Here is a 25,566-nt window from a genome sequence, read left to right as displayed (position 1 = left end):
CCGGTGCGGGCGGCGGGCCTTCGGGCTGTCGCTTGCCCAGTGGTTCTTCTCCTCGGTGCGGGGCGGGCGCTGTGGAGCGCCGCCCACGAAATACGGGGTGGTCCCCGGGGTGCCGCTCCGGCTCACCCCTGCTTGACGAGTTTCTCGTCCAGCAGGGAGGTCTCGGGCGCCTGCGCCGCGCTGGGGACAGTCGTTGTACTACCCAGAGTACGCGCAGGCACCCCCTGCGGTTCCCCGGACCGCGCGCCGGCCGTTCCGCCGACCAGGGCGCGCCAGGCGTCGCGGCGGGCCTGCCGCACGGTTTCCCGGGCGGTGGCGAGGGCGGACCGGGCGGCGCGGCCCGCTTCGAGGGCGGCGCGCCGGGCCGGGGCCCAGAGGGCGTCCCGGACGAAGTGGCCGAGCGGGGTGCACACCGTGCGGTAGGCCCAGGCGACCGGTACGCCGATCAGGTGCCGGAAGAGCCAGGCGATCCCCCGGCCCAGCGCCCGGGAGAGGTACCCGGCGATCCGCCAGGCGACCTCGGCGGCGTCCGCGATCTCCCGGCCGACCGGGGCGAGGAGGCGGCGGTACAGCCAGGAGCCGGGGGCGACGAGCAGCGTCATGACCAGCCAGGTGACCGCGATCCCCAGCCCGCGCCCGGTGGCCGCGATCCCCTTCCAGACCTCGCCGACGACCCAGGCGGTCCCCTGCCACACCCTGTCCAGCGCCCAGGCCGTGCCCCGGCCCAGCGGGGTGAGGACGGCCCCGTACAGCCACACCAGCGGCACGATCACGCCGTACCGGGCCGCCGGGACGAGCGCGTACCGCCACAGGCCCACCACCGGCCCGACCACCAGCGTGGTGAACAGCCAGGCCGCACCCCGGCCCAGCGGCGTGAGAACCGTCCCGTACAGCCACACCAGCGGCACCGCGACCCCGTACTTCGCCCCAGGCACGACCACATACCGCCACAGGCCGATCCAGGGCCAGATGAAGAGGGCGGTGGCCAGCCACGTGACGGCCAGGGCCAGCGGGGTGAGGACGTTGGTGAACAGCCAGGACAGCGGGGTCAGGACCAGAGTGTCGGCCAGCCAGGCCAGGCCCCGGCCCAGCGGGCGGAGCAGGGTCCGGTCGGCAGCGTGCCAGCCGGCGGCCAGCAGGTCCCAGACCATGCGGACGGGCAGCACCAGGACCAGCACCACGATGCGCACGGGGATCCTGATCAGCCGGGTCAGGGCGGTGTGGGGCTCGTACCGTTCCAGTTCCTGGTGCTTGCTGTCGTCCATGCCCTCAATGACGCGTCAGGCCCGGTCCGGGGTTGCCGGGCCGGGCCTGCGGTGTGTCACGGAGCTGCTACTTGTTGACCACGCTCAGCGGGAGCAGCTTCTTGCCCGTCGGGCCGATCTGGATGTCCAGGTCGAGCTGCGGGCAGACGCCGCAGTCGAAGCAGGGGGTCCAGCGGCAGTCCTCGACCTCGGTCTCGTCGAGCGCGTCCTGCCAGTCCTCCCAGAGCCAGTCCTTGTCCAGGCCGGAGTCGAGGTGGTCCCAGGGCAGGACTTCTTCGTAGGTGCGCTCGCGGGTGGTGTACCAGTCGACGTCGACGCCGTACTCGGGCAGCGTCTTCTCGGCGCAGTTCATCCAGAGGTCGTAGCTGAAGTGCTCGCGCCAGCCGTCGAAGCGGCCGCCGGACTCGTAGACCGCGCGGATGACGGAGCCGACGCGCCGGTCGCCGCGCGAGAGCAGGCCCTCGACGATGCCGGGCTTGCCGTCGTGGTAGCGGAAGCCGATGGAGCGGCCGTACTTCTTGTCGCCGCGGATCTTGTCCCGGAGCTTCTTCAGCCGGGCGTCGGTGTCGGCGGCGCTCAGCTGCGGGGCCCACTGGAAGGGGGTGTGCGGCTTGGGCACGAAGCCGCCGATGGAGACCGTGCAGCGGATGTCGTTCTGGCCGGAGACCTCGCGGCCCTTGGCGATGACGTTGACCGCCATGTCACCGATCTGGAGGACGTCCTCGTCGGTCTCGGTGGGCAGGCCGCACATGAAGTACAGCTTCACCTGACGCCAGCCGTTGCCGTACGCGGTGGCCACCGTCCGGATCAGGTCCTCCTCGGAGACCATCTTGTTGATGACCTTGCGCATCCGCTCGGAGCCGCCCTCGGGGGCGAAGGTGAGACCGGAGCGGCGGCCGTTGCGGGTCAGCTCGTTGGCCAGGTCCACGTTGAACGCGTCGACGCGGGTGGAGGGCAGCGAGAGGCCCACCTTGTCGTCGGTGTAGCGGTCGGCGAGGCCCTTGGCGATGTCGCCGATCTCGCTGTGGTCCGCGGAGGAGAGGGAGAGCAGGCCGACCTCTTCGAAGCCGGTCGCCTTGAGGCCCTTGTCGACCATTTCGCCGATGCCGGTGATGCTTCGCTCCCGCACGGGGCGCGTGATCATGCCGGCCTGGCAGAAACGGCAGCCGCGGGTGCAGCCGCGGAAGATCTCCACGGACATCCGCTCGTGCACGGTCTCCGCGAGCGGGACGAGGGGCTGCTTGGGGTAGGGCCACTCGTCGAGGTCCATGACGGTGTGCTTGGAGACGCGCCACGGCACGCCGGACCGGTTGGGCACGACGCGGCCGATGCGGCCGTCGGGGAGGTACTCGACGTCGTAGAAGCGCGGGACGTAGACGCCGCCGGTCTTCGAGAGCCGGAAGAGCACCTCGTCGCGGCCGCCGGGGCGGCCCTCGGCCTTCCAGGCGCGGATGATCTCGGTGATCTCCAGGACGGCCTGCTCGCCGTCGCCGATGACCGCGCAGTCGATGAACTCCGCGATCGGCTCGGGGTTGAAGGCCGCGTGGCCGCCCGCGAGGACGATCGGGTGGTCCACCGTGCGGTCCTTGGCCTCCAGCGGGATGCCCGCCAGGTCCAGGGCGGTGAGCATGTTGGTGTAGCCGAGCTCGGTGGAGAAGCTCAGCCCGAAGACGTCGAACGCGCCGACGGGGCGGTGGCTGTCCACGGTGAACTGCGGCACGTTGTGCTCGCGCATCAGCTCTTCGAGGTCGGGCCAGACGCTGTACGTGCGCTCCGCGAGGACGCCCTCGCGCTCGTTGAGTACCTCGTAGAGGATCATGACGCCCTGGTTGGGCAGCCCGACCTCGTAGGCGTCGGGATACATCAGGGTCCAGCGGACGTCGCAGCTGTCCCAGTCCTTGACGGTGGAGTTCAGCTCACCGCCGACGTACTGGATGGGCTTCTGCACATGCGGGAGCAGAGCTTCGAGCTGTGGGAAGACCGATGCGGCAGACATCTCGCGAACCTTCGTGAGCCGGCAGGGGTGACCATCAAGCGTACCCCGCGTCTCAGTGCTTCAGATCCGCCCGCAGTACGGGGTCCGAGGCCCGCGCCCACACCTCGGGCAGCTCGCGCTCCCGCGCGTCGGCGGCCGCCTCCTCGTGCCCGTACAGAAGTCCCCAGGTGAACGTGGTCTCGCCGGCCGCGTGTGCCTCGATCGCGAGGGTGCGCAGGGCGTCGCGGGCGACCACGCTGTCCTGGTGGTCGCCGAGGACGGTCTGCACGGCCTTCACCCGCTTGGCGAACCGCTTGGCGGGCTTTCCGAGGGCGGGCCTGGCCGCGTCGCCCGCGTACCGGGCACGTTTGGCGGCCTTGCGGGCCTCGTGCATCGCGGCGTCCCGCTCGGGGCCCGGCGGGTGCTCCAGGGCGTGGTCCATGCGGCGCGCGAGCTTCTTGTAGTCCTTGAGCACCGCGCGGGGCAGCTCCTTGCCGGGGGCGCGGGAGGCGGCGGGGCGCAGGGGCGGGTCGGCGGCCAGGGCGTCCAGGGTGTCGAGGAGGGCCAGATACCGATTCCCGTCCAGTACGTCGGTGATGCGGCGGCGCGATCCGGTGCGGCGGGCGGCCGACCAGACCGTCAGCCGACTGCCCGCCGGTCCGAGGGCCAGCGTGGTGGGCAGGGCATCGACCCGGGTGGTGAGGCGCTCGTCCAGGACCTCCTGGTCGCGGTCGACGCCCAGTTCACCGGCGAGCCACTTGAGCTCGGCACCGACGGGGTCGGTGGTCTCGCGGTCCAGGATCCTGCGGTAGGTCTTGAAGGCGCTGCGCAGCCTGCGGGTCGCCACGCGCATCTTGTGCACGGAGTCGGGCAGGTCGCGGCGGACGGCGGGGTCGAGGTCGACGATGGTGCGGATCTGCTTGCGTACGTAGGTGAGGACGTGGTCGCCCGTGGTCTGCGGGTCGTCCGCCTTCGGCTCCTTCTCCTTGCGTACGGGAGCGGTCTCCGCCAGCGCCCTGGCGAGCTTGGACGGCGATTCCGAGGGGCGCACCCCGGCCTTGCGGAGCCGCTTCTCGACCGCGTCCAGGAAGGCGGGGTCGCCGTCGTCGGCGAGCTCGACCTCGATCTCGGTCCAGGTGGCGGTGGTGCCGGTCCCCTCCCCCGCGAGCCGTTCGGCGAGCACCGTGTCGACGCTGACCTCGGCGAGGAGGGTGCCGTCGGGGTCGTTCAGGTGCTGGACGTCGCGGGAGGAGAGCAGGCGGACGACGGGGGCCGGTTCGGTGTGGCGGAGGCGGGAGCGGAGCAGGGCGGCGAAGGAGGGCGGCAGGGTGTCGGCGAGGGGTTCGTGGAGCTCGTCGCGGATGCCGGTGGCGACGGGGAACTTGAGGTGCCAGCCCTCGTCGGCCCCGCCGGTCCTGCGGCGCAGGGTGAGGGAGTGGGAGGCGAGGCGGAGGTCGGCGGTGTCGTAGTAGACGGCGTCCAGCTCCGTGACGCCGCGCTCGACGACCTGGCCGACCCCGGCCACCCGGCTCAGGTCGGGCAGCCGGGTGGCGTCGGTGGTTTCGTACTTCCGCTCGATCTCGCGCTTGGTGTCCGCCATATACGGACACCTACCCCCGTGAGCCGGATTCAGGCGGACATGGGTCGCTGCACCCTGATCGACTGGAGCAGCCCGATCGCGACCCAGACGGCGAACATCGAGGACCCTCCGTAGGAGACGAAGGGCAGCGGCAGACCGGCCACCGGCATGATGCCGAGCGTCATGCCGATGTTCTCGAAGGACTGGAAGGCGAACCAGGCGATGATGCCGGCGGCGACGATCGTGCCGTACAGCTCGGTCGTCTCGCGGGCGATCCGGCAGGCGCGCCACAGGACGACACCGAGCAGGACGATGATCAGCCCGGCACCGAGGAAGCCCAGCTCCTCACCGGCGACGGTGAAGACGAAGTCGGTCTGCTGCTCGGGGACGAACTGGCCGGTGGTCTGGGTGCCTTCGAAGAGCCCGGTGCCGGTGAGGCCGCCGGAGCCGATCGCGATGCGGGCCTGGTTGGTGTTGTAGCCGACGCCGGCCGGGTCGAGCGCCGGGTTGGCGAAAGCGGCGAAGCGGGCGATCTGGTAGTCGTCGAGCAGCCCGAGCTGCCAGACCGACACGGCTCCGGCGGCGCCCGCGCCGAGCAGGCCGAAGACCCAGCGGTTGGAGGCGCCGGAGGCCAGCAGGACGCCGAGGACGATCACGGCCATCACCATCACCGAGCCGAGGTCCGGCATCAGCATGACGATGGCCATCGGGATGACCGCGAGGCCCAGCGCCTTGGCGACGGTCCGGTGGTCGGGGTGGGGCTGGTCGCCCGCGTCGACCCGGGCCGCCAGCAGCATCGCCATCACCAGGATGATGGTGATCTTGGTGAACTCGGAGGGCTGGATGGAGAACCCGGCGGGCAGCTTGATCCAGGCGTGGGCGCCGTTGATGGTGGTGCCGAGCGGAGTCAGGACGGCCAGGACCAGCAGCACCGAGATGCCGTAGAGGACCGGGACGGCTCCGCGCAGGGTGCGGTGGCCGAGCCAGATCGTGGCGATCATCAGGGCGACGCCGATGCCGGTGTTCATGGCGTGCCGGAGGAGGAAGAAGTACGGGTCGCCCTGGGTGAGGTGGTCGCGGTTGCGGGTCGCGGACCAGACGAGCACCGCGCCGAGCACGGAGAGTGCGAGCGAGGCCCCGAGCAGCGGCCAGTCCAGCCGCCGGGCGACGGAGTCGCGGGCGGTCAGCTTGGCCCAGGAGCCCTGATCGGGGGCGTAACGGGATACGGAGAAGCCACCGGCCATCAGGGTCGCCTCCCGGTCATCGCGGGTGATCCGGTGAGTCCCGGCTGGCCCGGCGGCTGCGGGACCAGGTTCTCCGGGTCCGCCTCCTGGCCTTCGGGCTGGGTCGGGACGGGGTTGTACGGCTTGATCTTCGGGGCGTGGATCGATCCGTCGGGCTGGATCTTCGGCAGCGCCTTCTGGGGCTTGGGCAGCAGGGCCTTCTTCATATCCTGGTTGCCCTCGGCGTCGAGGCCGTAGAGCGCGTCGTAGATCTTGCGGACGGCGGGCCCGGAGGCGCCGGAGCCGGTGCCGCCCTGGGAGATCGTCATGACGATCGTGTAGTCGTCGGTGTAGGTCGCGAACCACGAGGTGGTCTGCTTGCCGTACACCTGCGCGGTGCCGGTCTTGGCGCGCATCGGGATCTTGTCCTGCGGCCAGCCGCCGAACCGCCAGGCCGCCGTGCCGCCGGGCTCGACCACCGAGCGCAGACCCTTGTCGAGGTCCTTGATGGTCTGGGCGTTCACGGGCAGCTTGCCGGTGGACTTGGGCTTGATCTCCTGGACCGACTTGCCGTCGGGGCTGATCACGGCCTTGCCGACGGTGGGGGCGTGGAGGGTGCCGCCGTTGCTGATGGCGGCGTACGCGGTGGCCATCTGGATGGGGGTGACGAGGACGTCACCCTGGCCGATGGCGTAGTTGATGCTGTCGTAGGCCTTGAGCTGGTTGCCTTCGAGGCAGCTCTCGTACGCGATCTGCTGGACGTAGGTGCCGCCCTTCTTGCCCTCCTTGCACCAGGCGTCCTTGTTCGCCTTCCAGAAGTCCTGCTTCCACTGGCGGTCCGGGATGCGGCCCTTGACCTCGTTGGGCAGGTCGATGCCGGTCTCGGCGCCGAGACCGAAGTCGCGGGCGGTGGTGTAGAACCAGTTCTTGGCGTCCTTCTTCGGCTTTATGCCGCCGTCCTTGGCCCACTCCTCGTGGCCGAGGCGGTAGAAGACGGTGTTGCAGGAGTACTTGAGCGCGTCCCCGAGGGTGATGGGGCCGTGGCCCTGGGACTCGAAGTTGGCGAAGGTCTGGCTGCCGAGGCTGTAGGAGCTGCTGCAGTTGTAGCGGTCGTTGAAGGCGTGGCCGCCGCGGACGGCGGCGCTCGCGGAGACCACCTTGAAGATGGAGCCGGCGGGCGCCTGGCCCTGGATGCCCCGGTTGAGCAGCGGGTAGTTGGACTTCTTGCTGGTGAGCTTGGCGTACTGCTTGCCGGAGATGCCGCCGACCCAGTCGTTGGGGTCGTAGTCGGGCTGGGAGGCCATGGAGACGATGCGGCCCGTCTTGGACTCCATGACGACGACGGCGCCGGAGTCGGCCTCGTACTTGCGGCCGGTGATCTTGTCGGTCTCCTGGCGGACGGTCTTCATCGCCTGCGCGAGCTCGTACTCGGCGACCGCCTGGACGCGGGCGTCGAGGCTGGTGACGAGGGTGGAGCCGGCCACCGCGGGGTCGCTCTCCGCCTCGCCCATGACGCGGCCGAGGTTGTCGACCTCGTAGCGGGTGACGCCGGCCTTGCCGCGCAGCTCCTTGTCGTACGTCCGCTCGATCCCCGACCGGCCGACCTGGTCCGAGCGCAGGTACGGCGACGGGCCGTCCTGCGCCTTCTGGATCTCCTCGTCGGTGACGGGCGACAGATAGCCGAGCACCTGCGCGGTCCTCGCCTTGCCGGGTGCGGCGTAGCGGCGTACGGCGGTGGGTTCGGCGGTGATGCCGGGGAAGTCCTCGGCGCGCTCGCGGATCTGGAGGGCCTGCTGGGTGGTGGCCTCGTCGGTGACCGGGATCGGCTGGTAGGGCGAGCCGTTCCAGCAGGGCTGGGGGGTCTTGGAGTCGCAGAGGCGGACCTTGTCCCGGACGTCCTGGGCCTTCATGTCCAGGACGTCGGCGAGGCGGGTGAGGACGCCGACGCCGTCGTCCTTCATCTTCAGCAGCTCGGTGCGGCTGGCGGAGACGACGAGGCGGGTCTCGTTGTCGGCGAGCGGGACGCCGCGCGCGTCGAGGATCGAGCCGCGCACGGCGGGCTGGACGACCTGCTGGACGCCGTTGCCGGCGGCTTCGGCGGTGTACTCGTCGCCGTTGCGGATCTGGAGGTACCAGAGGCGGCCGCCGAGGGTGAGGAGCAGCGAGAAGACGAGAACCTGGATGACGATGAGCCGGATCTGGACCCGCTGGGTCCGCCCGGTCTCGGGAATGTTGCTCACAGTCGCTTGACCCCCTTGATGCGTCCCGCGCGGGAGGCCCGGTTGCGGGCGGCCTTCGCGCGCAGGCCGCCGCGCTGGTTGCCGATGCGCAGCCCGGTGCCGGAGGCGAGCCAGCCGGCGGCGACGTCGTTGCTTCCGCCGGACGCCTCGGAGAGCGGGTCGTTCTCGGTGCGTCTGGCCAGGGCCATGATCAGCGGCACGACGAAGGGTGCCAGCAGCAGGTCGTAGAGCGCGGCGGTGAACAGCAGGCTGCCCAGGCCCACATGGCGGGCGGCCGTGTCACCGACGAGGGCGCCGACGCCCGCGTAGAGCAGGGTCGAGCCGAGCGCGGCGGCGACCACCACGGCCATCGGAGCGAAGGCCGACTTGAGCTGCCCGTTCTCCGGCCGGGCGAGGCCCGCGAGGTAGCCGATGACGCAGAGCACCAGGGCGTAGCGCCCGGCGGCGTGGTCGGCGGGGGGCGCGAGGTCCGCGAGGAGGCCGGCGCCGAAGCCGATGAACGCGCCGCTGACGGGCCCGTACACGAAGGCGAGTCCGAGGACGGTGAGGAGCAGCAGGTCGGGGACGGCGCCGGGGAGCTGGAGGCGGGCGAGGACGGTCACCTGGACGACGAGGGCGACGACGACCAGGGCGGTGGAGAGCAGAGTCCGGTTGAGGCGCATGGGGATCAGCTCTACTCCTGGTCGTTTGCCGCGTTGTCGGGTTGCTGGCCGCCCGGTTGCTGGGCGTTGCCCTGCTGGTTGCCTGCCGCGTCGCCGGCTGCCGCGCCGTCGCCCGCGTTCTCGTTGATGTTGCCGACGACCTTGCCCGAGCCGTCGACGAGGTCGCCGTTGGGCTGGACGGTGACGGTGACCGTGGGGGTGGGCTTGGGCTTCGCCTTGACGGGCGCCTTGGGCAGCACCGTGTCGCGCGGGTCCTGGCGGGGGGCCTGGACGACGACACCGACGATGTCGAGCTTGGTGAACCCGACGTACGGCTTCACGTAGACGGTCCGGGTCAGCGCGCCGCCCGAGGGGTCGACGCGGACGACCTCGCCGACGGGGACGCCGGGCACGAAGGGCTTGTCCTTGCTGGAGCCGAAGGTGACGAGGCGGTCGCCCGCCTTCACCTTGGCCTTGCCGTTGAGGAACTGGACCGAGAGCGGGCGGGAGCCCTGGCCGGTGGCGAAGCCGAGCTCGTCGGTCTTCTCCATCCGGGTGCCGACGGTGAAGTCCGGGTCGTTGGCGAGCAGGACCGTCGCGGTGCTCGGGCCGACGGTGGTGACCCGCCCGACCAGCCCCTCACCGTTGAGGACGGTCATGTCGCGGCGGATGCCGTCGTTGGCCCCGGCGTCGATGGTGATCGTCCAGGAGAAGCCCTGGGCCGCTCCTATGGCGATGACCTCGGCGCCCTTGATGCCGTACTGACCGGCGCCCGCGTTCTTCAGCATGGCGTCGAGCTGGCGGACGCGGCTGTTGGTGCGGTCGTCGCTGCCGAGCTTCGCCTTCAGCGCGGCGTTCTCCTGCTCCAGGGCGGAGATCCGGTCGTGTCGCTTGCCGGAGTCCCGTACCGCCCCTATGGCGTTGCCCACCGGGTCGACCGCCGTCGCGACGCCGTTCTCGATCGGCCCGAAGACGGTGGCCGCGGCCTGCCGTGCGCCGTCGACCGGTGACTCCTCGCCGCCTCGGATATCCACCGTGATCAGGGCGAATGCGATGGCGATCAGCAGCACCAGGAGCAGCCGGCTCTCTCGTGTGTCCCTCACGTGCGGCGGCCGTGCCTTCCTCGTCGGAATGTTCGTGCCTGTGTGTGTACGTGGCTGTCCGTGCGTCAGCACCTGCGTACTTCAGTACGTGTACAGCAACGATCTATATCAACGATCCGGCGGGCGGAGCCGCAGCGTCCGCGCGCCGGATCGGGTGATGTCGTGGCCGTCCTAGCGGCGGGGCTGGGCGTCCAGCACCTGCTGGAGCGCCTCGAACTCCTCGACGCACTTGCCGGAGCCGAGCGCCACGGAGTCCAGCGGGTCCTCGGCGATGTGGATCGGCATGCCCGTCTCGTGGCGCAGCCGCTCGTCCAGACCGCGCAGCAGCGCGCCGCCGCCGGTGAGGACGATGCCGCGGTCCATGATGTCGCCGGAGAGCTCGGGCGGGCACTTGTCGAGCGTCGTCTTCACGGCGTCGACGATCGCGTTGACCGGCTCCTCGATGGCCTTGCGGACCTCGGCGGCCGAGATGACGACCGTCTTGGGCAGCCCGGAGACCAGGTCCCGGCCACGGATCTCGGTGTGCTCGTCCTTCTCCAGGTCGAACGCGGAACCGATCGTGATCTTGATCTGTTCGGCGGTCCGCTCACCGAGGAGGAGGGAGTACTCCTTCTTGATGTGCTGGATGATCGCGTTGTCCAGCTCGTCACCGGCGGTCCGGATCGACTGGGCAGTGACGATTCCGCCGAGCGAGATCACCGCGACCTCGGTGGTGCCGCCACCGATGTCGACGACCATGTTGCCCGTGGCCTCGTGGACCGGCAGGCCGGAGCCGATGGCGGCGGCCATGGGCTCCTCGATGATGTGCACCTGGCGCGCGCCGGCCTGCGTCGATGCCTCGATGACGGCGCGGCGCTCGACCCCGGTGATACCGGAGGGCACGCAGACGACGACCCGGGGGCGGGCCAGGTAGCGACGCTTGTGGATCTTGAGGATGAAGTAGCGGAGCATCCGCTCCGTGATCTCGAAGTCGGCGATCACGCCGTCCTTCAGGGGCCGCACGGCAACGATGTTGCCCGGCGTGCGCCCGATCATCTTCTTGGCCTCGGAGCCGACCGCCAGGATCCCGCCGGTGTTGGTGTTGATGGCCACGACGGACGGCTCGTTCAGGACGATGCCGCGCCCCCTGACGTACACCAGCGTGTTGGCAGTCCCGAGGTCGATAGCCATGTCACGGCCGATGAACGACATTGAGTTCCCCTTGTTCCCCATGAGGATGCGTCGGGCCTTCCCAGGTAGCGAAGATGGCTTGTTCTGGTAGGCGAGGTTGGCGCTGCGGGCGTGGAAGCTTCCATCGTAGTGCCGTATGCACGGACACAGCGCGAGGGTCCTTCGCCGGTGTAGGCGGAACGGGTGCCCGTTCTACCCATGGTGACGTTACGTCGGAGGGATGCGTTCCCGCGATCCCAAACCCTATGCCGAAGGGCGACCGAATTACTTCGGTCGCCCCAGGCATGCAGCGCTGTTTGGCCGATCGGGTCAGGAAAGTCCCGGAAAGAAAAGCTTCAGTTCTCGCTCTGCGGACTCCTGCGAGTCCGAGGCGTGGATGAGGTTCTCCCGGGTGATCGTGCCGAAGTCACCACGGATGGACCCGGGCGCGGCGGCGATCGGGTCGGTGGGGCCGGCCAGGGTACGGATGCCCTCGATCACCCGCTCACCTTCGGCCACCAGGGCGACGACCGGGCCGGAGGCCATGAACTCCATGAGCGGCTCGTAGAACGGGCGGCCCTTGTGCTCCCCGTAGTGCTGCTCCAGCGTGTCGTGGTCCAGGGTGCGCAGCTCCAGCGCGGTGATCCGCCACTCCGCCTTGCGCTCGATCCGGCCGACGATCTCGCCGATCAGGCCGCGGCGGACCGCGTCGGGCTTGAGCAGGACGAGGGTGCGCTGAGTCATGTGCGGCTCCTTGCAGACACTACGGGTGCGGTGAGGCGAGATTACAGGGATACGGGGAGGGGTCTGCGCCCGGGTTCACTCAGGGTCACCCTCGCGTCGGCCGACGGATCAGGCCGTGGCCCCGCCTGCCTCCTGCTGAGCCTGCTGCTCCTGCTGGTCCGCCCAGCGGGCCTTGGCCTCGTCGATCTTGCGGCCGTAGTGGATGGAGGCCCACCACAGTCCGCCGAAGACCAGGCCGAGGATGAACATCATCGGGACCACGAAGCCGCTGAGGACCAGCGCGACCTGGAGCGCCCAGCCGAGCTGGACGCCGCCGGGCCGGCCGAGCATCCCGCAGAGCAGCAGGGACAGCACCATGCCGGCGCCGCAGACCGTCCAGACCGTGGCCTGGGAGACGTCGTCCAGCTTCATCGCGACGAGTCCGGCGAAGCCGATCACGAAGAACTCACCGAGCAGTGTCGAGGCGCAGAGCGTACGCATCCGGGACTCAGCCCCTTCCCAGAAGCAGCCGGGCCTCGCCGACCGTGATCACCGATCCGGTCACCAGGACTCCGGCGCCCGCGTACTCGTCGTCCTCCTCGGCCAGCGTGATCGCCGCCTCCAGCGCGTCGTCGAGCCGCGGTTCGACCTGGACCCGGTCGTCGCCGAAGACCTCGACGGCGATGGCGGCCAGCTCGTCCGCGTCCATCGCGCGGTCGGTGGAGTTCTGCGTGACGACGACCTCGGCGAAGATCGGCTCGAAGGCCTCCAGGAGCCCGCGCACGTCCTTGTCACCGCTGGTGCCGACCACGCCGATGAGCCGGGAGAAGCTGAACGCCTCGGAGATGCCGTCCGCCGCGGCCCGGCCTCCCGCCGGGTTGTGGGCGGCGTCCAGGACGACGGTCGGGCTGGAGCGCACGACCTCCAGCCGGCCGGGCGAGACCACCGCGGCGAACGCCTTGCGGATGGCGTCGATGTCGAGCGAGCGGGCCTGCTCGGCGCCGATGCCGAAGAACGCCTCGACGGCGGCGAGCGCGACGGCCGCGTTGTGCGCCTGGTGGGCCCCGTACAGCGGGAGGAAGATCTCCTCGTACTCGCCACCGAGTCCGCGCAAAGTCACCAGCTGGCCGCCGACCGCGACCTCGCGGGAGGTGACGCCGAACTCCATGCCCTCGCGGGCCACGGTGGCGTCCACCTCGACGGCCTTCTTCAGCATCACCTGCGCGGCGTCCACCGGCTGCTGCGCCAGGATGACGGTCGCGCCCTGCTTGATGACACCGGACTTCTCCCCGGCGATCTCGGCGGGCGTGGTGCCGAGGCGGTCGGTGTGGTCCAGCGAGATCGGGGTGACGACGGCGACGGTGGAGTCGATGACGTTGGTGGCGTCCCAGGTGCCGCCCATGCCGACCTCGACGACCGCCACATCGACGGGCGCGTCGGCGAAGGCCGCGTACGCCATGCCGGTGAGCACCTCGAAGAAGGAGAGCCGGTAGGGCTGCTGGGCGTCGACCATCTCGACGTACGGCTTGATGTCCTCGTACGTCTCGATGAACCGCTCGGGCGCGATCGGGGAGCCGTCGAGGCTGATCCGCTCGGTGATCGACTGGACGTGCGGCGAGGTGTAGCGCCCGGTGCGCAGCTCGAAGGCGTTGAGCAGGGCCTCGATCATGCGGGCGGTGCTCGTCTTGCCGTTGGTGCCCGTGATGTGGATCGAGGGGTAGGCGCGCTGCGGCTCGCCGAGGACGTCCATCAGGGCGGCGATGCGCGTGACGGAGGGCTCCAGCTTGGTCTCGCCCCAGCGTCCGGCGAGCTCCTGCTCCACCGCGCGGAGCGCCTGGTCGGTCTCGGGGTCGGCGGGCCGGGCGGGGACCACATCGGCCTGAGGGGCGCCCCCGTAGGTGCGCAGGGTGCGGCTCCCGGCTTCGATCACCGCCAGGTCGGGGTCGCGCTGGGTCTCTTCGCCGACGATCTCCTCGAAGGTGTCGTCGGGCTGGGACGCGTCGTGCCGGTCTGAAGGGCGGGGCTCACTCACGGGGCCCAGTCTACGGATGGGCACCGACATCGCGCGCAGCGCCCGGCTCACTGCCCCGGCGGCGGTACGGGGAAGCCCCCGCATCCCCGGTCGGTCGGGGGTGCGGGGCTTCGCGCAGGGGGTGTCCGACAATTCGGCGTGGATCAGCGGGGGGCGTCAGGTGCGGTGCATCGCAAGGCTCCGGAGAGTCCTCGTAGCGGAGCTACTAGGGCTTTTCGGCAACGCCGCGAGGCGCCGTGCCGGGCGTCGCCCGCCCGCGCCGAATTGTCGGACGCCCCCTGGCTGATCAGCTTGCGGGGAGGGCCGCCAGCTGGGCGGAGATCCGCTCGATGTCGGCCTCGGCCTTGGAGAGCCGGCCGCGGATCTTGTCGACCACGTTGTCCGGGGCCTTGGCCAGGAACGCCTCGTTGCCGAGCTTGCCGGTGGCCTGCGCCTTCTCCTTCTGCGCCGCCTCCAGGTCCTTGGTGAGCCGCTTGCGCTCGGCCGGGACGTCGATCGTGCCGGAGAGGTCCAGGGCGACGGTGGCCCCGGCGACCGGGAGGGAGGCGGTGGCGTGGAAGCCGTCGCCCGCGGGCTGGAGCCGCAGCAGCTGGCGGATGGCCGCCTCGTGCGGGGCGAGCGCCGTGCCAGTCAGGGTCAGCTCGGCCGGGACCTTCTGGCCGGGCTGGAGGCCCTGGTCGTTACGGAAGCGGCGGACCTCGGTGACGACCTGCTGGACGAGCTCGATCTCCTTCTCGGCCGCGTCGTCGCGGAAGCCGGAGTCGCCCGGCCACTCGGCGATGACGATCGACTCGCGCCCGGTGAGCGCGGTCCACAGCGCCTCCGTGACGAACGGGACGATCGGGTGCAGCAGCCGCAGCATCACGTCGAGGACCTCGCCGAGGACCCGGCCCGAGACCTCGGCCGGACGGCCGCCCGCGAAGAACGTGGTCTTGGAGAGCTCGACGTACCAGTCGAAGACCTCGTCCCAGGCGAAGTGGCGCAGCGCCTCGCTGATCTTGGCGAACTGGAAGTCGTCGTAGAACGCGTCGACGTCCGCGACCGTCTTGTTGAGCCGCGAGAGGATCCAGCGGTCGGTGACCGACATCTCCTCGACCGGGGGCAGGTCGCCCTCGATCGTGGCGCCGTTCATCAGGGCGAAGCGGGTGGCGTTCCAGATCTTGTTGGAGAACTTCGCCGAACCCTGGACCCAGTCCTCACCGATCGGCACGTCGGTGCCGGGGTTGGCGCCGCGCGCGAGGGTGAAGCGCAGGGCGTCGGAGCCGTACTTGTCCATCCAGTCCAGCGGGTTGACCACGTTGCCGAAGGACTTCGACATCTTCTTGCCGTGCTCGTCGCGGACCATGCCGTGCAGGACGATGGTCCCGAACGGCGGGGTGCCGTCGTTGACGTACAGGCCGAACATCATCATCCGGGCGACCCAGAAGAAGAGGATGTCGTAGCCGGTGACCAGGACGGAGTTCGGGTAGAACTTCGCGAGGCTGTCGGTCCGTTCGGGCCAGCCGAGGGTGGAGAAGGGCCACAGGCCCGAGGAGAACCAGGTGTCCAGGACGTCGCTGTCCTGGGTCCAGCCCTCGCCGGTGGGCGCCTCGTCGTCCGGTCCGACGCAGACGACCTGGCCGTTCGGGCCGTACCAGACGGGGATGCGGTGGCCCCACCAGAGCTGGCGCGAGATGCACCAGTCGTGGAGGTTGTCGACCCAGTCGAAGTACCGCTTCTCCATCTCCTGCGGGTGGATCTTGACCTTGCCGTCGCGGACCGCGTCACCCGCGGCCTCGGCGAGCGGGGCGACCTTGACCCACCACTGGAGGGAGAGGCGCGGCTCGATGGTGGTCTTGCAGCGCGAGCAGTGGCCGACGGAGTGGACGTACGGCCGCTTCTCGGCGACGATCCGGCCGTCGGCGCGCAGGGCGGCGACGATGGCGGAGCGGGCCTCCAGGCGGTCCAGGCCCTCGAAGGGGCCGGGGACGGTGATGACCGCGCGCTCGTCGAGGACGGTGATGAACGGCAGGTCGTGCCGGTTGCCGATCTCGAAGTCGTTCGGGTCGTGCGCGGGGGTCACCTTGACCGCGCCGGTGCCGAACTCCGGGTCGACGTGGTGATCGGCGACGACGGGGATGGTGCGGTCCGTCAGCGGCAGCTTGATCTGCTTGCCGATCAGGTGCTGGTAACGCGCGTCGTCGGGGTGGACGGCGACGGCGGTGTCACCGAGCATCGTCTCGGCGCGGGTGGTGGCGACGACGATGGTCTCGTCGCCCTCCCCGTACGTCATGGAGACGAGCTCGCCGTCGTCCTCCTGGTACTCGACCTCGATGTCGGAGATCGCGGTGAGACAGCGCGGGCACCAGTTGATGATGCGCTCGGCGCGGTAGATCAGCCCGTCGTCGTACATCTGCTTGAAGACGGTCTGGACAGCCTTGGAGAGGCCCTCGTCCATGGTGAAGCGCTCACGGGACCAGGCGACGCCCTCGCCGAGGCGGCGCATCTGGCCGGAGATCTGGCCGCCGGACTCGTTCTTCCACTGCCAGACGCGCTCGACGAAGGCCTCGCGGCCCAGGTCGTGGCGGGACTTGCCCTCCTTGCCGAGCTCGCGCTCGACGACGTTCTGGGTGGCGATACCGGCGTGGTCCATGCCCGGCTGGTAGAGCGCCTCGAAGCCCTGCATCCGCTTCCGGCGGACGAGGGCGTCGATCAGAGTGTGCTCGAAGGCGTGGCCCAGGTGGAGGGAGCCGGTGACGTTCGGCGGCGGGATGACGATGCTGTAGGGCGGCTTGTCGCTGTGCTCGTCGGCTTCGAAGTAACCACGCTCTACCCAGCGCTCGTACAGCTTCCCCTCTACATCGGCCGGCGCGTACTGGGTCGGCAGTTCGGGGTTGCTGGCTGGCTGCTGCGATGAGTTCTCGGTCACGGGGGACAGTTTAGGGCCGTCACAGGTCTGCACTGAAACGGATTGGTTCAGTAACGGTGTCCGGGCCGATGACCCATGTCAGGGCGGCTTCCGTCAGGATGTTGGCAACGCATAAGGAATTTCGGAGGGGACACCGCAATGAGCTACAACCAGCCGGGCCCGTACGGCGGGCAGCCGCCGCAGGGCCAGCCCGGACCGTACGGACAGCAGCCCGGGCCGTACGGCGGTCAGCCGCCGCAGGGCCCCCCGCAGGGCCAGCCCGGCTACGGCTACCCCCAGCAGGCCCCCCAGGGCGTCCCGCCGCAGCAGCCGGGCCCGTACGGCGCGCCGCCGCAGGGCCAGCCCGGTTACGGCACCCCGCCGCAGGGTCAGCCGGGCTACGGCTACCCGCAGCCCCAGCAGCCGGGCCCGTACGGGCAGCAGCCGCCCACTCCGCCGTACGGCGGCCAGCCCGCGTACGGGGGGCAGCCGCCGTACCCGCCGCAGCAGCCGAAGAAGAAGACCGGGCTGATCGTGGGGGCGTCCGTGCTGGCGCTGGCGGTCATCGGCGCCGGGGTGTGGTTCTTCACCTCGGGCAACGCGAGCAACAGTGATGTGGCCGACTCCACCAAGGGCTACAAGCTGACGCCCGCCGCCTCCGTGGACGACTACGCGAAGGACCCGGCCAAGCCGGTCCGGTCCGGTCCGCTGACGGGGAAGTCGAAGGCCGATGCCGAGGCCGCGGGCGTCAAGGACCCGCAGCAGGCCGGCACGGAGTACCAGAGCGGCTCGAAGGACAACCCGCTCACGCAGAAGCTGCTCCTGCTCCAGGGCTACTGGGGTGAGGTCCAGGACCCGGCCAAGGTCATCAACAACTCCTTCAATGACGCCGAGAAGAAGATGAGCGAGAGCAGCAACGGCGCCAAGGTCTCGCTCATCGGCAGCCCCAAGGACGTCAAGCCGGCCGGATTCGACGGCGCACTGATGCGGTGCCAGGACCTCAAGACGATCAACGACAAGGCCGACGGCACCCTCGCGAAGGGGCCGAAGGAGGTCATCACCCCGGTCTGCATCTGGGCCGACTACAGCACCGTCGGGATGGTCGTCGCCGTGGACGTCGGCGGTGCCCTGACCGGCAAGGGCATCGCGCAGGACGAGGTGGCCGCCCTCGCCGCCAAGCTCTACAACACCTCGCGCACCAAGATCTGACGCGCCCGGTCTGCCTCAACCCCGAAGGGGCGCCCGCCGGTTGACCGGTCGGGCGCCCCTTCGGCGTACGTAACTGCGCTGTCGTTACGCGGACTTCTCGTGGCGGCCGCCGTCGTTCTTGCCGATCGTGCGCGGCTCGCGCGGGACCAGCGTCGGGTTGACGTGGTTGCGGACGACGTCCGGGGTGATGACGACGCGGGCGACGTCCTTGCGGGACGGGACCTCGTACATCACGGACTGGAGGACTTCCTCCATGATGGCGCGCAGGCCGCGCGCGCCGGTCTGGCGCAGGATCGCCTGGTCGGCGATGGCCTCCAGCGCCTCGCGCTCGAACTCCAGCTCCACGCCGTCGAGTTCGAAGAGGCGCTGGTACTGCTTGACCAGGGCGTTGCGCGGCTCGATGAGGATCTGGAGCAGCGCCTCGCGGTCCAGGTTGTGGACCGAGGTCAGCACGGGGAGACGGCCGATGAACTCGGGGATCATCCCGAACTTCACCAGGTCCTCCGGCATGACCTCCTGGAACTGGTCGCTCGCCTGGATCTCCAGCTTGGAGCGGATCGTGGCGCCGAAGCCGATGCCCTTGGCGCCGGCCCGGGACTCGATGATCTTCTCCAGTCCGGAGAAGGCGCCGCCCACGATGAACAGCACGTTCGTCGTGTCGATCTGGATGAACTCCTGGTGCGGGTGCTTGCGTCCGCCCTGCGGCGGGACGGAGGCGGTGGTGCCCTCCAGGATCTTCAGCAGGGCCTGCTGGACGCCCTCGCCGGAGACATCGCGGGTGATCGACGGGTTCTCGCTCTTGCGGGCGACCTTGTCGATCTCGTCGATGTAGATGATCCCGGTCTCGGCCTTCTTGACGTCGTAGTCCGCCGCCTGGATCAGCTTCAGCAGGATGTTCTCGACGTCCTCGCCGACATAGCCGGCCTCCGTCAGCGCGGTGGCGTCCGCGATGGCGAACGGGACGTTGAGCATGCGGGCCAGGGTCTGCGCGAGGAGCGTCTTGCCGGAGCCGGTGGGGCCCAGCAGCAGGATGTTCGACTTGGCGAGCTCGATCGCGTCCTCACGGCCCGCGCCGCCGCCGTTCTCCCCGGCCTGGACCCGCTTGTAGTGGTTGTACACCGCGACCGAGAGGGCCTTCTTCGCGGGCTCCTGCCCGACGACGTACCCCTCGAGGAACTCGTAGATCTCGCGGGGCTTGGGAAGCTCTTCCCAGCGGACCTCGCTCGTCTCCGCGAGCTCCTCCTCGATGATCTCGTTGCAGAGATCGATGCACTCGTCGCAGATGTACACACCGGGTCCCGCGATGAGCTTCTTCACCTGCTTCTGGCTCTTGCCACAGAACGAGCACTTGAGCAGGTCGCCACCATCACCGATGCGTGCCACGAGGTTGCTTCCCCTTCGCCTGGGAGACCGCCTGGTTCAGCGGCTCCTGGTGCCTCTATCCGACGGTACCTTGCCTGGGCCCCCGTTCGGGCCCCCCTTGGCACGGTTCACACGGCCGAGACCGTGCAAACGGAATGTGCCAAGGGGAAAGACCGACGTCAGAGCGATGCGCCCGCGGTGGTCTTGCGGGTGGACACGATCTGGTCCACGAGCCCGTACGCCAGGGCGTCCTCGGCCGTGAGGATCTTGTCACGCTCGATGTCCTCGCGGATCTTCTCCAGCGGGGTGGTCGAGTGCCGGGCCAGCATGTCCTCCAGCTGCGTCCGCATCCGGAGGATCTCGTTGGCCGCGATCTCCAGGTCGGAGAGCTGCTCGCGGCCCGTCTGCGAGGACGGCTGGTGGATCAGGACACGGGCGTGCGGGAGCGCCATGCGCTTGCCCGGGGTGCCGGCGGCCAGCAGGATGGCGGCGGCGGAGGCGGCCTGGCCCATGCAGACCGTCTGGATGTCCGGCTTCACGAACTGCATCGTGTCGTAGATCGCGGTGAGCGCGGTGAACGAGCCGCCGGGGCTGTTGATGTAGATCGAGATGTCGCGGTCCGGGTCCATCGACTCCAGGCACAGGAGCTGCGCCATGACGTCGTTGGCCGAGGCGTCGTCGATCTGGACGCCGAGGAAGATCACGCGCTCCTCGAAGAGCTTCGCGTACGGGTCGTACTCACGCACACCCTGCGAGGTGCGCTCCACGAAGCGCGGGACGACGTAGCGGTTGTCCACCTGCGGGCCGGTGTAGAGGCCGCTCGCGGAGGCGCCGGGGAAGTTGTTCATGTGGGTGTTCACCATCCTGGTGGCGTTCTGTGGGCTGGGGGTCTCGGCGTACGAGAGGTGTGCGGGAGGTGCTGCCGGTCCGGTGGGAACCGGATCAGGCACCCGTGCCGCCGCCGCCCGGGATGCCCGACGCGACCGTGATGATCTCGTCGATGAGGCCGTAGTCCTTGGCCTCCTCCGCCGTGTACCAGCGGTCGCGGTCGCCGTCGCGGATGATCGTCTCGACGGTCTGGCCGGAGTGGTGGGCGGTGATCTCGGCCATGCGCGTCTTGGTGCGGAGCAGGTACTGGGCCTGGATCTTGATGTCCGAGGCCGTTCCGCCGATGCCGGCCGAACCCTGGTGCATGAGGATGTCGGTGTTGGGGAGCGCGAAGCGCTTGCCCGCGGCACCGCCGGTGAGCAGGAACTGGCCCATCGAGGCCGCCATGCCCATCCCGATGGTGACCACGTCGTTCGGGATGTACTGCATGGTGTCGTAGACCGCCATACCGGCCGTCACCGAACCACCGGGGCTGTTGATGTAGAGGTAGATGTCCTTGTCGGGCTCGGCGGCAAGGAGCAGGAGCTGTGCGGTGATCTTGTTGGCGATGTCATCGTCGACCTGCTGACCGAGGAAGATGATGCGCTCGCCGAGCAGTCGGCTGTAGACCTGGTCACCGAGGCCTCCACCGAGGGACGGCTCTCCGGCGGCGTAGGGCATCAGATTCGTCACGTATCCACCTGCTCGTCTCTGACGGCTCCGGCCGTCTCAGCGTCTTCGTACCGGGCGGGTGAGGGACTCCCCCACCCTTCCTCTTCATGGACCCTAACGCGCAGGTGGGACAACGCCATCCCGGTTCCGCAACTGTTCGCTGGGAGCGCAAGGTCCGCAGGGGGCACAGGGGTTCCGGGCCCGCACGGCGGTACGGAGGGGAATGCGGACGGCATACGGACGCTGTACGGCGACGGGCCCCGGACGCATGTGGTGCGTCCGGGGCCCGTCGTGCCGGTCAACGTGTGGCCGGCGTCGGATCAGGGCGAGGCTCAGGCCTCGTTCTTCTCCTCGGCCTTGTCCTCGGTGGTGGCCTCGGCGGCCGCCTCCGTGGTCTCTTCCTCGTCGTCCTCGAGGTCGACGACCTCACCGTTGGTGTCGACGACCTTGGCAGCCTCGACGACGACGGCGAGCGCCTTGCCGCGGGCGACCTCGCCGACGAGCATCGGCACCTGGCCACCCTCGACGACGGCCTGGGCGAACTGGTCGGGGCTCATGCCGGAGGAGGCAGCACGCCGCATGAGGTGCTCGGTGAGCTCCTCCTGGTTGACGTTCAGCTTCTCCTTGTTGACGAGCTCGTCCAGGATGAACTGGGTCTTGATGCCCTTGATGGCCTGCTCGGAGGTCTCGTTCTCGAACTCCTCCAGGGTCTTGCCCTGGATCTCCAGGTACTTCTCGAGGTCGAGACCCATCTGACCGAGCTGGTGGTGCTCCAGGTTGTGCTTGCGGGTCTGGACCTCGTCCGCGAGCAGCTTCTCCGGGATCGGGACCTCGGCGAGCTTCAGCAGCTCCTCCAGGACGCGCTCCTGGGCCTGCGTGGCCTGGTCGTACTGCTTGGTGGTCTCCAGGCGCTTGCGGCTGTCCGCCTTCAGCTCCTCCAGCGTGTCGAACTCGCTGGCCATCTGGGCGAAGTCGTCGTCCAGCTCGGGGAGCTCACGGGCGGCGACGGCGGTGACCTTGACGGTGACCTCCGCGGCCTTGCCCTCGGCGGAGCCGCCCTTCAGCTCGGAGGTGAAGGTGGCCTCGCCACCGGCCTCCAGGCCGGTCACGGCCTCGTCGATGCCGTCGAGGAGCTCGCCGGAACCGATGGTGTACGAGACACCCGCGGCCACGCCGTCCTCCAGGACCTCACCGTCGACCTTGGCCTCCAGGTCGATCGTGACGACGTCGCCGTCGGCGGCGGCGCGCTCGACCGGGTTGGTGGAGGCGAAGCGCTCGCGCAGCTGCTCCACGGCCTTCTCGACCTCTTCGTCGGTGACCTCAAGGGCGTCGACGGTGACCTCGATGCCGGAGTAGTCCGGGATCTCGATCTCGGGGCGTACGTCAACCTCGGCGGTGAAGGCCAGCAGCTCGCCGTCCTTCAGCTCGGTGATGTCGACCTCGGGCTGGCCGAGGACGTTCAGCTCACCCTCGTTGACCGCCTCGGTGTAGAACTTCGGGAGGGCGTCGTTGACGGCCTCCTCCAGCACAGCACCGCGGCCGAACCGCTGGTCGATGACCCGGGCGGGGATCTTGCCCTTGCGGAAGCCCTTCACCGTGACCTGCTGGTTGATCTTCTTGTACGCCGCGTCGAGGCTGTCCTTGAGCTCCTCGAAGGGCACCTCGATGCTGAGCCGAACCCGAGTCGGGTTCAGGGTCTCCACGGCGCTCTTCACGGTTCGGTCTCCTTGGTGGCTGACTTCTTGGGGTTCTGCTGGGCCGCCTGATTGGTGGCTTCGCGGACCGAGCCCGGTACATCAGACACACGGGCACGCATTTTGCATAGTAACGGCAAGGGGGAGGACTCCCACAATGCGATCTTGCTGGTGGTCGGGGTGGCCGGATTCGAACCGACGACCTTCCGCTCCCAAAGCGGACGCGCTACCAAGCTGCGCCACACCCCGTCGGTGCGACACGTAGGGTACATGCACCGGAGCCGTGCGTCGGCCGCTTTGCGGAGGGGCGCGGAGGATGGTCCGGCGGCCGGCGTCAACGGGTGTGCGGAGAGCGCCGCCGACCCGCTACGATGCTGTCCGTGCCGCGGTCCGGTGGACCTGCGGTGCACCGCTCGCGGGCGTAGCTCAATGGTAGAGCCCTAGTCTTCCAAACTAGCTACGCGGGTTCGATTCCCGTCGCCCGCTCCACGCCTGGGCCCGGTCCGATATCTCCGTCGGACCGGGCCTCTTGCGTGCGGGGCTTCCCGCGTGCGGGAGCCGGACCGGCTCAGAAGCTGATCTGGTTGATCGTGTCCGCTATCGAGTTCATGAACCTGTTGATCGACGGGGCCATGCCGGTCGACGCCAGGAAGAACCCGAACAGCACGGCGACGAGCGCGGGGCCGGGCTTGATGGAGCCCCCACGGATCAGCACCACCAGGATGACCGCGAACAGCAGCACCATAGACAGTGAAATAGCCACGTCTGATCACACCCTCGGTCGGTCCGCCTTGCCGGCCCGGAAACGTGCACCACTGCGCGCCCCGTCGCGTCCATCGTGCCACCAACTCCCGGGTGTCTGCTGCCGGGTGACGGATCGCACTGACCGGATCCCGCCATCCTGCCCAGCTCACGGGGGCTCCACGCCGGGCAGCCGCACCTCCGCCGCGAAATCCGTGCGGCCGCATATTCACCGACTCCGGCCGCGGTGATCTTCTCCCTGTTCCCACAGGTCGTTCACAGGTAATTCGAGCGGCGGGTAGCGACGTAATTCACTCGCTCAACACGCCGCCGATATGCCCTGTTTAAGCGGGATCAAGTGTGTCATAGCGGGCAGTGTTCGACTGTTTCACCTGCGAATAGGCGGGAACACGCGATATCTCATCGCGGTTTTACGCGTGGCAATCGACGGGTCTAAGGTGCCTTAGATGTTCCAAGCTCCGAGCGTATTCACGAGGGCCCCGCTCCCCCCGGCGACCCGGGAGCCGGAGCCCAGACGCGAGCAGACGCCCACCCCCACGAACGCCGCCCCGGCCCCCACCGAAGTCCCGCCGAAGGCGGCGAAGCGGCGTGATCCCTACTTCGACAACGTGAAGTATCTGGCCATCGTCCTGGTCGCGGTGGCGCACGCCTGGGAACCGGTGATGGACGGCAGCCGGGCCACCCGGGCGCTCTACATGATCGTGTACACGTTCCACATGCCGGCCTTCATCCTCATCTCCGGCTATTTCTCCCGTACGTTCGACATGTCGTCCCCCAAGGTGAAGCGCCTGATCACCGGGGTGGCCGTGCCGTACGTGCTGTTCGAGACGGCCTATTCGCTCTTCAAGCGGTACGTGGACGACTCACCCGACACCTCGATCACCCTGGTCGATCCGCTGTTCCTGACGTGGTTCCTGATCGCCCTGTTCATCTGGCGGGTCACCACACCGATCTGGCTCACCCTGCGCCATCCGCTGCCGGTGGCGCTCGCCATCGCGATGCTGGCCTCGGTCTCCCCCGACATCGGCGACGACCTGGACCTCCAGCGGGTCTTCCAGTTCCTGCCGTTCTTCGTCCTCGGCCTGCTGATGAAGTCCGAGCACTTCCAGCTGATCCGGCGCCGCGAGGTGCGGCTGCTCGCCCTGCCGCTGTTCGCGGGCGCGCTGCTGTTCGCGTACTGGATCGCCCCGCGGATGCAGCTCGGCTGGCTCTACCGCGCCAACAGCGCCCAGGAGATGGACGCCCCGTGGTGGTCGGGTGCGGTGATGTCGCTGGCCCTGTTCGGCTGCGCCCTGGCGCTGACCATCGGCTTCCTGGCCTGGGTGCCGCGCCGGAACATGTGGTTCACGGTGCTGGGCGCCGGGACGATCTGCGGCTATCTGCTCCACGGCTTCCTGATCAAGGGCGCTGTGTACACGGGCCTGTTCGACCGGCACACCTGGCTCTCCGGCCCCGTCGGCCTGGTGTTCGTCTCGGTCGTGGCCGCGGGCGCGGTGACGCTCATGTGCTCGCCGCCGGTGGCCCGGGCCCTGAAGTTCGCCACCGAGCCGGACATGAAGTGGGCGTTCCGGAAGGATCCCGCGAAGCGCTGAAACCGCTCCCCTCCTCGTACCTGATCCACCCGTCGGCGGGGGCCGCGGGTGGATCAGTGTGTTTCGGGGTTGCGCGCTTCCGGGTTGGCCGAATCCTTTCGGTCCGAGGGTGACTTCCCGCCGGTCAGCCCCAACAGCCCCCGTACCTGCGCATACTTCGCCGTCAACCGGGTACGCGTCGGCTCCTCCAGGACGGCCAGGCGGGCCGGATCCGCGTTGTGGGCCAGATCCGCCTCCTTCACGAGCAGGGCGCCCGGGGTGGCGAGGATCCGGGCCGTGTACGCGGACAGCTCCTCCCCCGGCCGCTTGGTGACGGCCAGGACCATGTCCTTGACCTCCTGCGGCAGCGCGGCCTCCGCCAGCCAGCGCGCCGAGAGCGCGCCGTCCTCGATCGCGTCGTGCAGCCAGGCCGCGGCGATCTGCCGGTCGCTGCCGCCGCGCACCCTCACGCCCTCGGCCACCGCTGCCAGGTGTTCCGCGTAGGGGCGGCCCGCCTTGTCGGTCTGCGTCGCATGGGCCTCGCGGGCAAGAGCCTCGACCTGGGCCAGGTTCAGATGGTTGCCGGACATGGCCCGACTCTACGGCGGCGCG

At 69.4% G+C, this 25,566-nt stretch carries 20 protein-coding genes and 2 tRNA genes; 3 read left to right on the top strand and 19 right to left on the bottom strand.

Annotation, left to right across the window (positions count from 1 at the left end; translation table 11 throughout):
* Nucleotides 1-122 precede the first annotated feature (122 nt).
* The 12 genes from R2B67_RS25265 to R2B67_RS25210 all read right to left on the bottom strand — a co-directional run bounded on the left by R2B67_RS25265 (nt 123) and on the right by R2B67_RS25210 (nt 16,838).
* Nucleotides 123-1,265 (bottom strand): phosphatidylglycerol lysyltransferase domain-containing protein, encoded by a 1,143-nt coding sequence (locus R2B67_RS25265; RefSeq protein WP_317821255.1) that lies wholly within the window; start codon nt 1,263-1,265, stop codon nt 123-125.
* Nucleotides 1,266-1,332: 67 nt separating this feature from the next.
* Nucleotides 1,333-3,261, bottom strand: coding sequence for a TIGR03960 family B12-binding radical SAM protein (locus R2B67_RS25260; RefSeq protein ID WP_317821253.1), 1,929 nt, complete (start codon nt 3,259-3,261; stop codon nt 1,333-1,335).
* Nucleotides 3,262-3,313: 52 nt separating this feature from the next.
* Nucleotides 3,314-4,840: a CYTH and CHAD domain-containing protein gene (locus R2B67_RS25255; RefSeq protein WP_317821251.1), complete on the bottom strand. Its 1,527-nt coding sequence runs from the start codon at nt 4,838-4,840 to the stop codon at nt 3,314-3,316.
* A 29-nt stretch (nt 4,841-4,869) separates the two neighbouring features.
* On the bottom strand, nt 4,870-6,063 hold the full coding sequence (gene rodA / locus R2B67_RS25250) for a rod shape-determining protein RodA (RefSeq protein WP_109977676.1): 1,194 nt from the start codon (nt 6,061-6,063) through the stop codon (nt 4,870-4,872).
* Nucleotides 6,063-8,282: a penicillin-binding protein 2 gene (gene mrdA, locus R2B67_RS25245; RefSeq protein ID WP_317821250.1), complete on the bottom strand. Its 2,220-nt coding sequence runs from the start codon at nt 8,280-8,282 to the stop codon at nt 6,063-6,065. The genes rodA and mrdA overlap by 1 nt, the downstream gene beginning before the upstream one ends.
* Nucleotides 8,279-8,944 (bottom strand): rod shape-determining protein MreD, encoded by a 666-nt coding sequence (gene mreD / locus R2B67_RS25240; RefSeq protein WP_317821249.1) that lies wholly within the window; start codon nt 8,942-8,944, stop codon nt 8,279-8,281. The genes mrdA and mreD overlap by 4 nt, the downstream gene beginning before the upstream one ends.
* Before the next feature lie 11 nt (nt 8,945-8,955).
* Nucleotides 8,956-10,026, bottom strand: a complete 1,071-nt coding sequence (gene mreC / locus R2B67_RS25235) for a rod shape-determining protein MreC (protein ID WP_018511484.1) — start codon at nt 10,024-10,026, stop codon at nt 8,956-8,958.
* Between the two features lie 171 nt (nt 10,027-10,197).
* Nucleotides 10,198-11,217 carry a rod shape-determining protein gene (locus R2B67_RS25230; protein WP_015608503.1) on the bottom strand — a complete coding sequence of 340 codons (1,020 nt, stop codon included), beginning with the start codon at nt 11,215-11,217 and terminating at the stop codon, nt 10,198-10,200.
* A gap of 288 nt (nt 11,218-11,505) precedes the next feature.
* The gene (gene ndk, locus R2B67_RS25225) at nt 11,506-11,919 is read right to left on the bottom strand and encodes a nucleoside-diphosphate kinase (RefSeq protein ID WP_109165697.1); all 414 of its coding nucleotides are present in this window, start codon (nt 11,917-11,919) and stop codon (nt 11,506-11,508) included.
* A 108-nt stretch (nt 11,920-12,027) separates the two neighbouring features.
* On the bottom strand, nt 12,028-12,399 hold the full coding sequence (locus R2B67_RS25220) for a DUF4233 domain-containing protein (RefSeq protein ID WP_317821247.1): 372 nt from the start codon (nt 12,397-12,399) through the stop codon (nt 12,028-12,030).
* Nucleotides 12,400-12,406: 7 nt separating this feature from the next.
* Nucleotides 12,407-13,930 carry a bifunctional tetrahydrofolate synthase/dihydrofolate synthase gene (gene folC / locus R2B67_RS25215; RefSeq protein WP_317821245.1) on the bottom strand — a complete coding sequence of 508 codons (1,524 nt, stop codon included), beginning with the start codon at nt 13,928-13,930 and terminating at the stop codon, nt 12,407-12,409.
* 286 nt (nt 13,931-14,216) lie between these two features.
* Complete coding sequence (locus tag R2B67_RS25210; protein ID WP_317821243.1) at nt 14,217-16,838, bottom strand: valine--tRNA ligase; 2,622 nt, start codon at nt 16,836-16,838, stop codon at nt 14,217-14,219.
* 138 nt (nt 16,839-16,976) lie between these two features.
* Here R2B67_RS25210 and R2B67_RS25205 point away from each other — a divergent pair, with 138 nt between their 5' ends.
* Nucleotides 16,977-18,026: a hypothetical protein gene (locus R2B67_RS25205; protein WP_317821242.1), complete on the top strand. Its 1,050-nt coding sequence runs from the start codon at nt 16,977-16,979 to the stop codon at nt 18,024-18,026.
* Nucleotides 18,027-18,110: 84 nt separating this feature from the next.
* Here the strand turns inward: R2B67_RS25205 and clpX are convergent, their stop codons facing one another.
* The 5 genes from clpX to R2B67_RS25180 form a co-directional block, all read right to left on the bottom strand.
* A complete protein-coding gene (gene clpX / locus R2B67_RS25200; RefSeq protein WP_161263655.1) occupies nt 18,111-19,409 on the bottom strand; it encodes an ATP-dependent Clp protease ATP-binding subunit ClpX in 1,299 nt (432 codons plus the stop codon).
* 158 nt (nt 19,410-19,567) lie between these two features.
* Nucleotides 19,568-20,251 (bottom strand): ATP-dependent Clp protease proteolytic subunit, encoded by a 684-nt coding sequence (locus R2B67_RS25195; protein WP_026241380.1) that lies wholly within the window; start codon nt 20,249-20,251, stop codon nt 19,568-19,570.
* A 79-nt stretch (nt 20,252-20,330) separates the two neighbouring features.
* Entirely contained in the window at nt 20,331-20,936 is a 606-nt protein-coding gene (locus R2B67_RS25190) for an ATP-dependent Clp protease proteolytic subunit (RefSeq protein ID WP_018511477.1), read from the bottom strand.
* A gap of 323 nt (nt 20,937-21,259) precedes the next feature.
* The gene (gene tig / locus R2B67_RS25185) at nt 21,260-22,642 is read right to left on the bottom strand and encodes a trigger factor (RefSeq protein WP_073873516.1); all 1,383 of its coding nucleotides are present in this window, start codon (nt 22,640-22,642) and stop codon (nt 21,260-21,262) included.
* A 151-nt stretch (nt 22,643-22,793) separates the two neighbouring features.
* A tRNA-Pro gene (locus R2B67_RS25180) sits at nt 22,794-22,870 on the bottom strand.
* A 166-nt stretch (nt 22,871-23,036) separates the two neighbouring features.
* Here R2B67_RS25180 and R2B67_RS25175 point away from each other — a divergent pair.
* Nucleotides 23,037-23,110, top strand: a tRNA-Gly gene (locus R2B67_RS25175).
* A 79-nt stretch (nt 23,111-23,189) separates the two neighbouring features.
* On the opposite strand, the gene R2B67_RS25170 is transcribed toward R2B67_RS25175, so the two are convergent.
* The gene (locus tag R2B67_RS25170; RefSeq protein WP_026241379.1) at nt 23,190-23,384 is read right to left on the bottom strand and encodes a hypothetical protein; all 195 of its coding nucleotides are present in this window, start codon (nt 23,382-23,384) and stop codon (nt 23,190-23,192) included.
* 445 nt (nt 23,385-23,829) lie between these two features.
* Here R2B67_RS25170 and R2B67_RS25165 point away from each other — a divergent pair, with 445 nt between their 5' ends.
* Nucleotides 23,830-24,975 carry an acyltransferase family protein gene (locus R2B67_RS25165; protein WP_317821238.1) on the top strand — a complete coding sequence of 382 codons (1,146 nt, stop codon included), beginning with the start codon at nt 23,830-23,832 and terminating at the stop codon, nt 24,973-24,975.
* A gap of 53 nt (nt 24,976-25,028) precedes the next feature.
* Here the strand turns inward: R2B67_RS25165 and R2B67_RS25160 are convergent, their stop codons facing one another.
* Complete coding sequence (locus tag R2B67_RS25160) at nt 25,029-25,544, bottom strand: HD domain-containing protein (RefSeq protein WP_317821237.1); 516 nt, start codon at nt 25,542-25,544, stop codon at nt 25,029-25,031.
* Nucleotides 25,545-25,566 lie beyond the last annotated feature (22 nt).

Origin of the sequence: Streptomyces cyaneofuscatus (assembly GCF_033109485.1) — a bacterium.
In the GTDB taxonomy this organism is placed as follows: Bacteria; Actinomycetota; Actinomycetes; order Streptomycetales; family Streptomycetaceae; genus Streptomyces; species Streptomyces cyaneofuscatus.
The sequence above is the reverse complement of the archived record's forward strand: the minus strand, read 5'-3'. Positions and strand labels throughout refer to the sequence as shown.

Bases quoted from the DNA above. Each gene is read 5' to 3' on its own strand.
- R2B67_RS25265 (WP_317821255.1), bottom strand. From the start codon at position 1,265: ATGGACGACAGCAAGCACCAGGAACTGGAACGGTACGAGCCCCACACC.
- R2B67_RS25260 (WP_317821253.1), bottom strand. From the start codon at position 3,261: ATGTCTGCCGCATCGGTCTTCCCACAGCTCGAAGCTCTGCTCCCGCAT.
- R2B67_RS25255 (WP_317821251.1), bottom strand. From the start codon at position 4,840: ATGGCGGACACCAAGCGCGAGATCGAGCGGAAGTACGAAACCACCGAC.
- rodA (WP_109977676.1), bottom strand. From the start codon at position 6,063: ATGGCCGGTGGCTTCTCCGTATCCCGTTACGCCCCCGATCAGGGCTCC.
- mreD (WP_317821249.1), bottom strand. From the start codon at position 8,944: ATGCGCCTCAACCGGACTCTGCTCTCCACCGCCCTGGTCGTCGTCGCC.
- R2B67_RS25230 (WP_015608503.1), bottom strand. From the start codon at position 11,217: ATGTCGTTCATCGGCCGTGACATGGCTATCGACCTCGGGACTGCCAAC.
- ndk (WP_109165697.1), bottom strand. From the start codon at position 11,919: ATGACTCAGCGCACCCTCGTCCTGCTCAAGCCCGACGCGGTCCGCCGC.
- R2B67_RS25220 (WP_317821247.1), bottom strand. From the start codon at position 12,399: ATGCGTACGCTCTGCGCCTCGACACTGCTCGGTGAGTTCTTCGTGATC.
- R2B67_RS25205 (WP_317821242.1), top strand. From the start codon at position 16,977: ATGAGCTACAACCAGCCGGGCCCGTACGGCGGGCAGCCGCCGCAGGGC.
- R2B67_RS25195 (WP_026241380.1), bottom strand. From the start codon at position 20,251: ATGGTGAACACCCACATGAACAACTTCCCCGGCGCCTCCGCGAGCGGC.
- R2B67_RS25190 (WP_018511477.1), bottom strand. From the start codon at position 20,936: ATGCCCTACGCCGCCGGAGAGCCGTCCCTCGGTGGAGGCCTCGGTGAC.
- R2B67_RS25165 (WP_317821238.1), top strand. From the start codon at position 23,830: ATGTTCCAAGCTCCGAGCGTATTCACGAGGGCCCCGCTCCCCCCGGCG.
- R2B67_RS25160 (WP_317821237.1), bottom strand. From the start codon at position 25,544: ATGTCCGGCAACCATCTGAACCTGGCCCAGGTCGAGGCTCTTGCCCGC.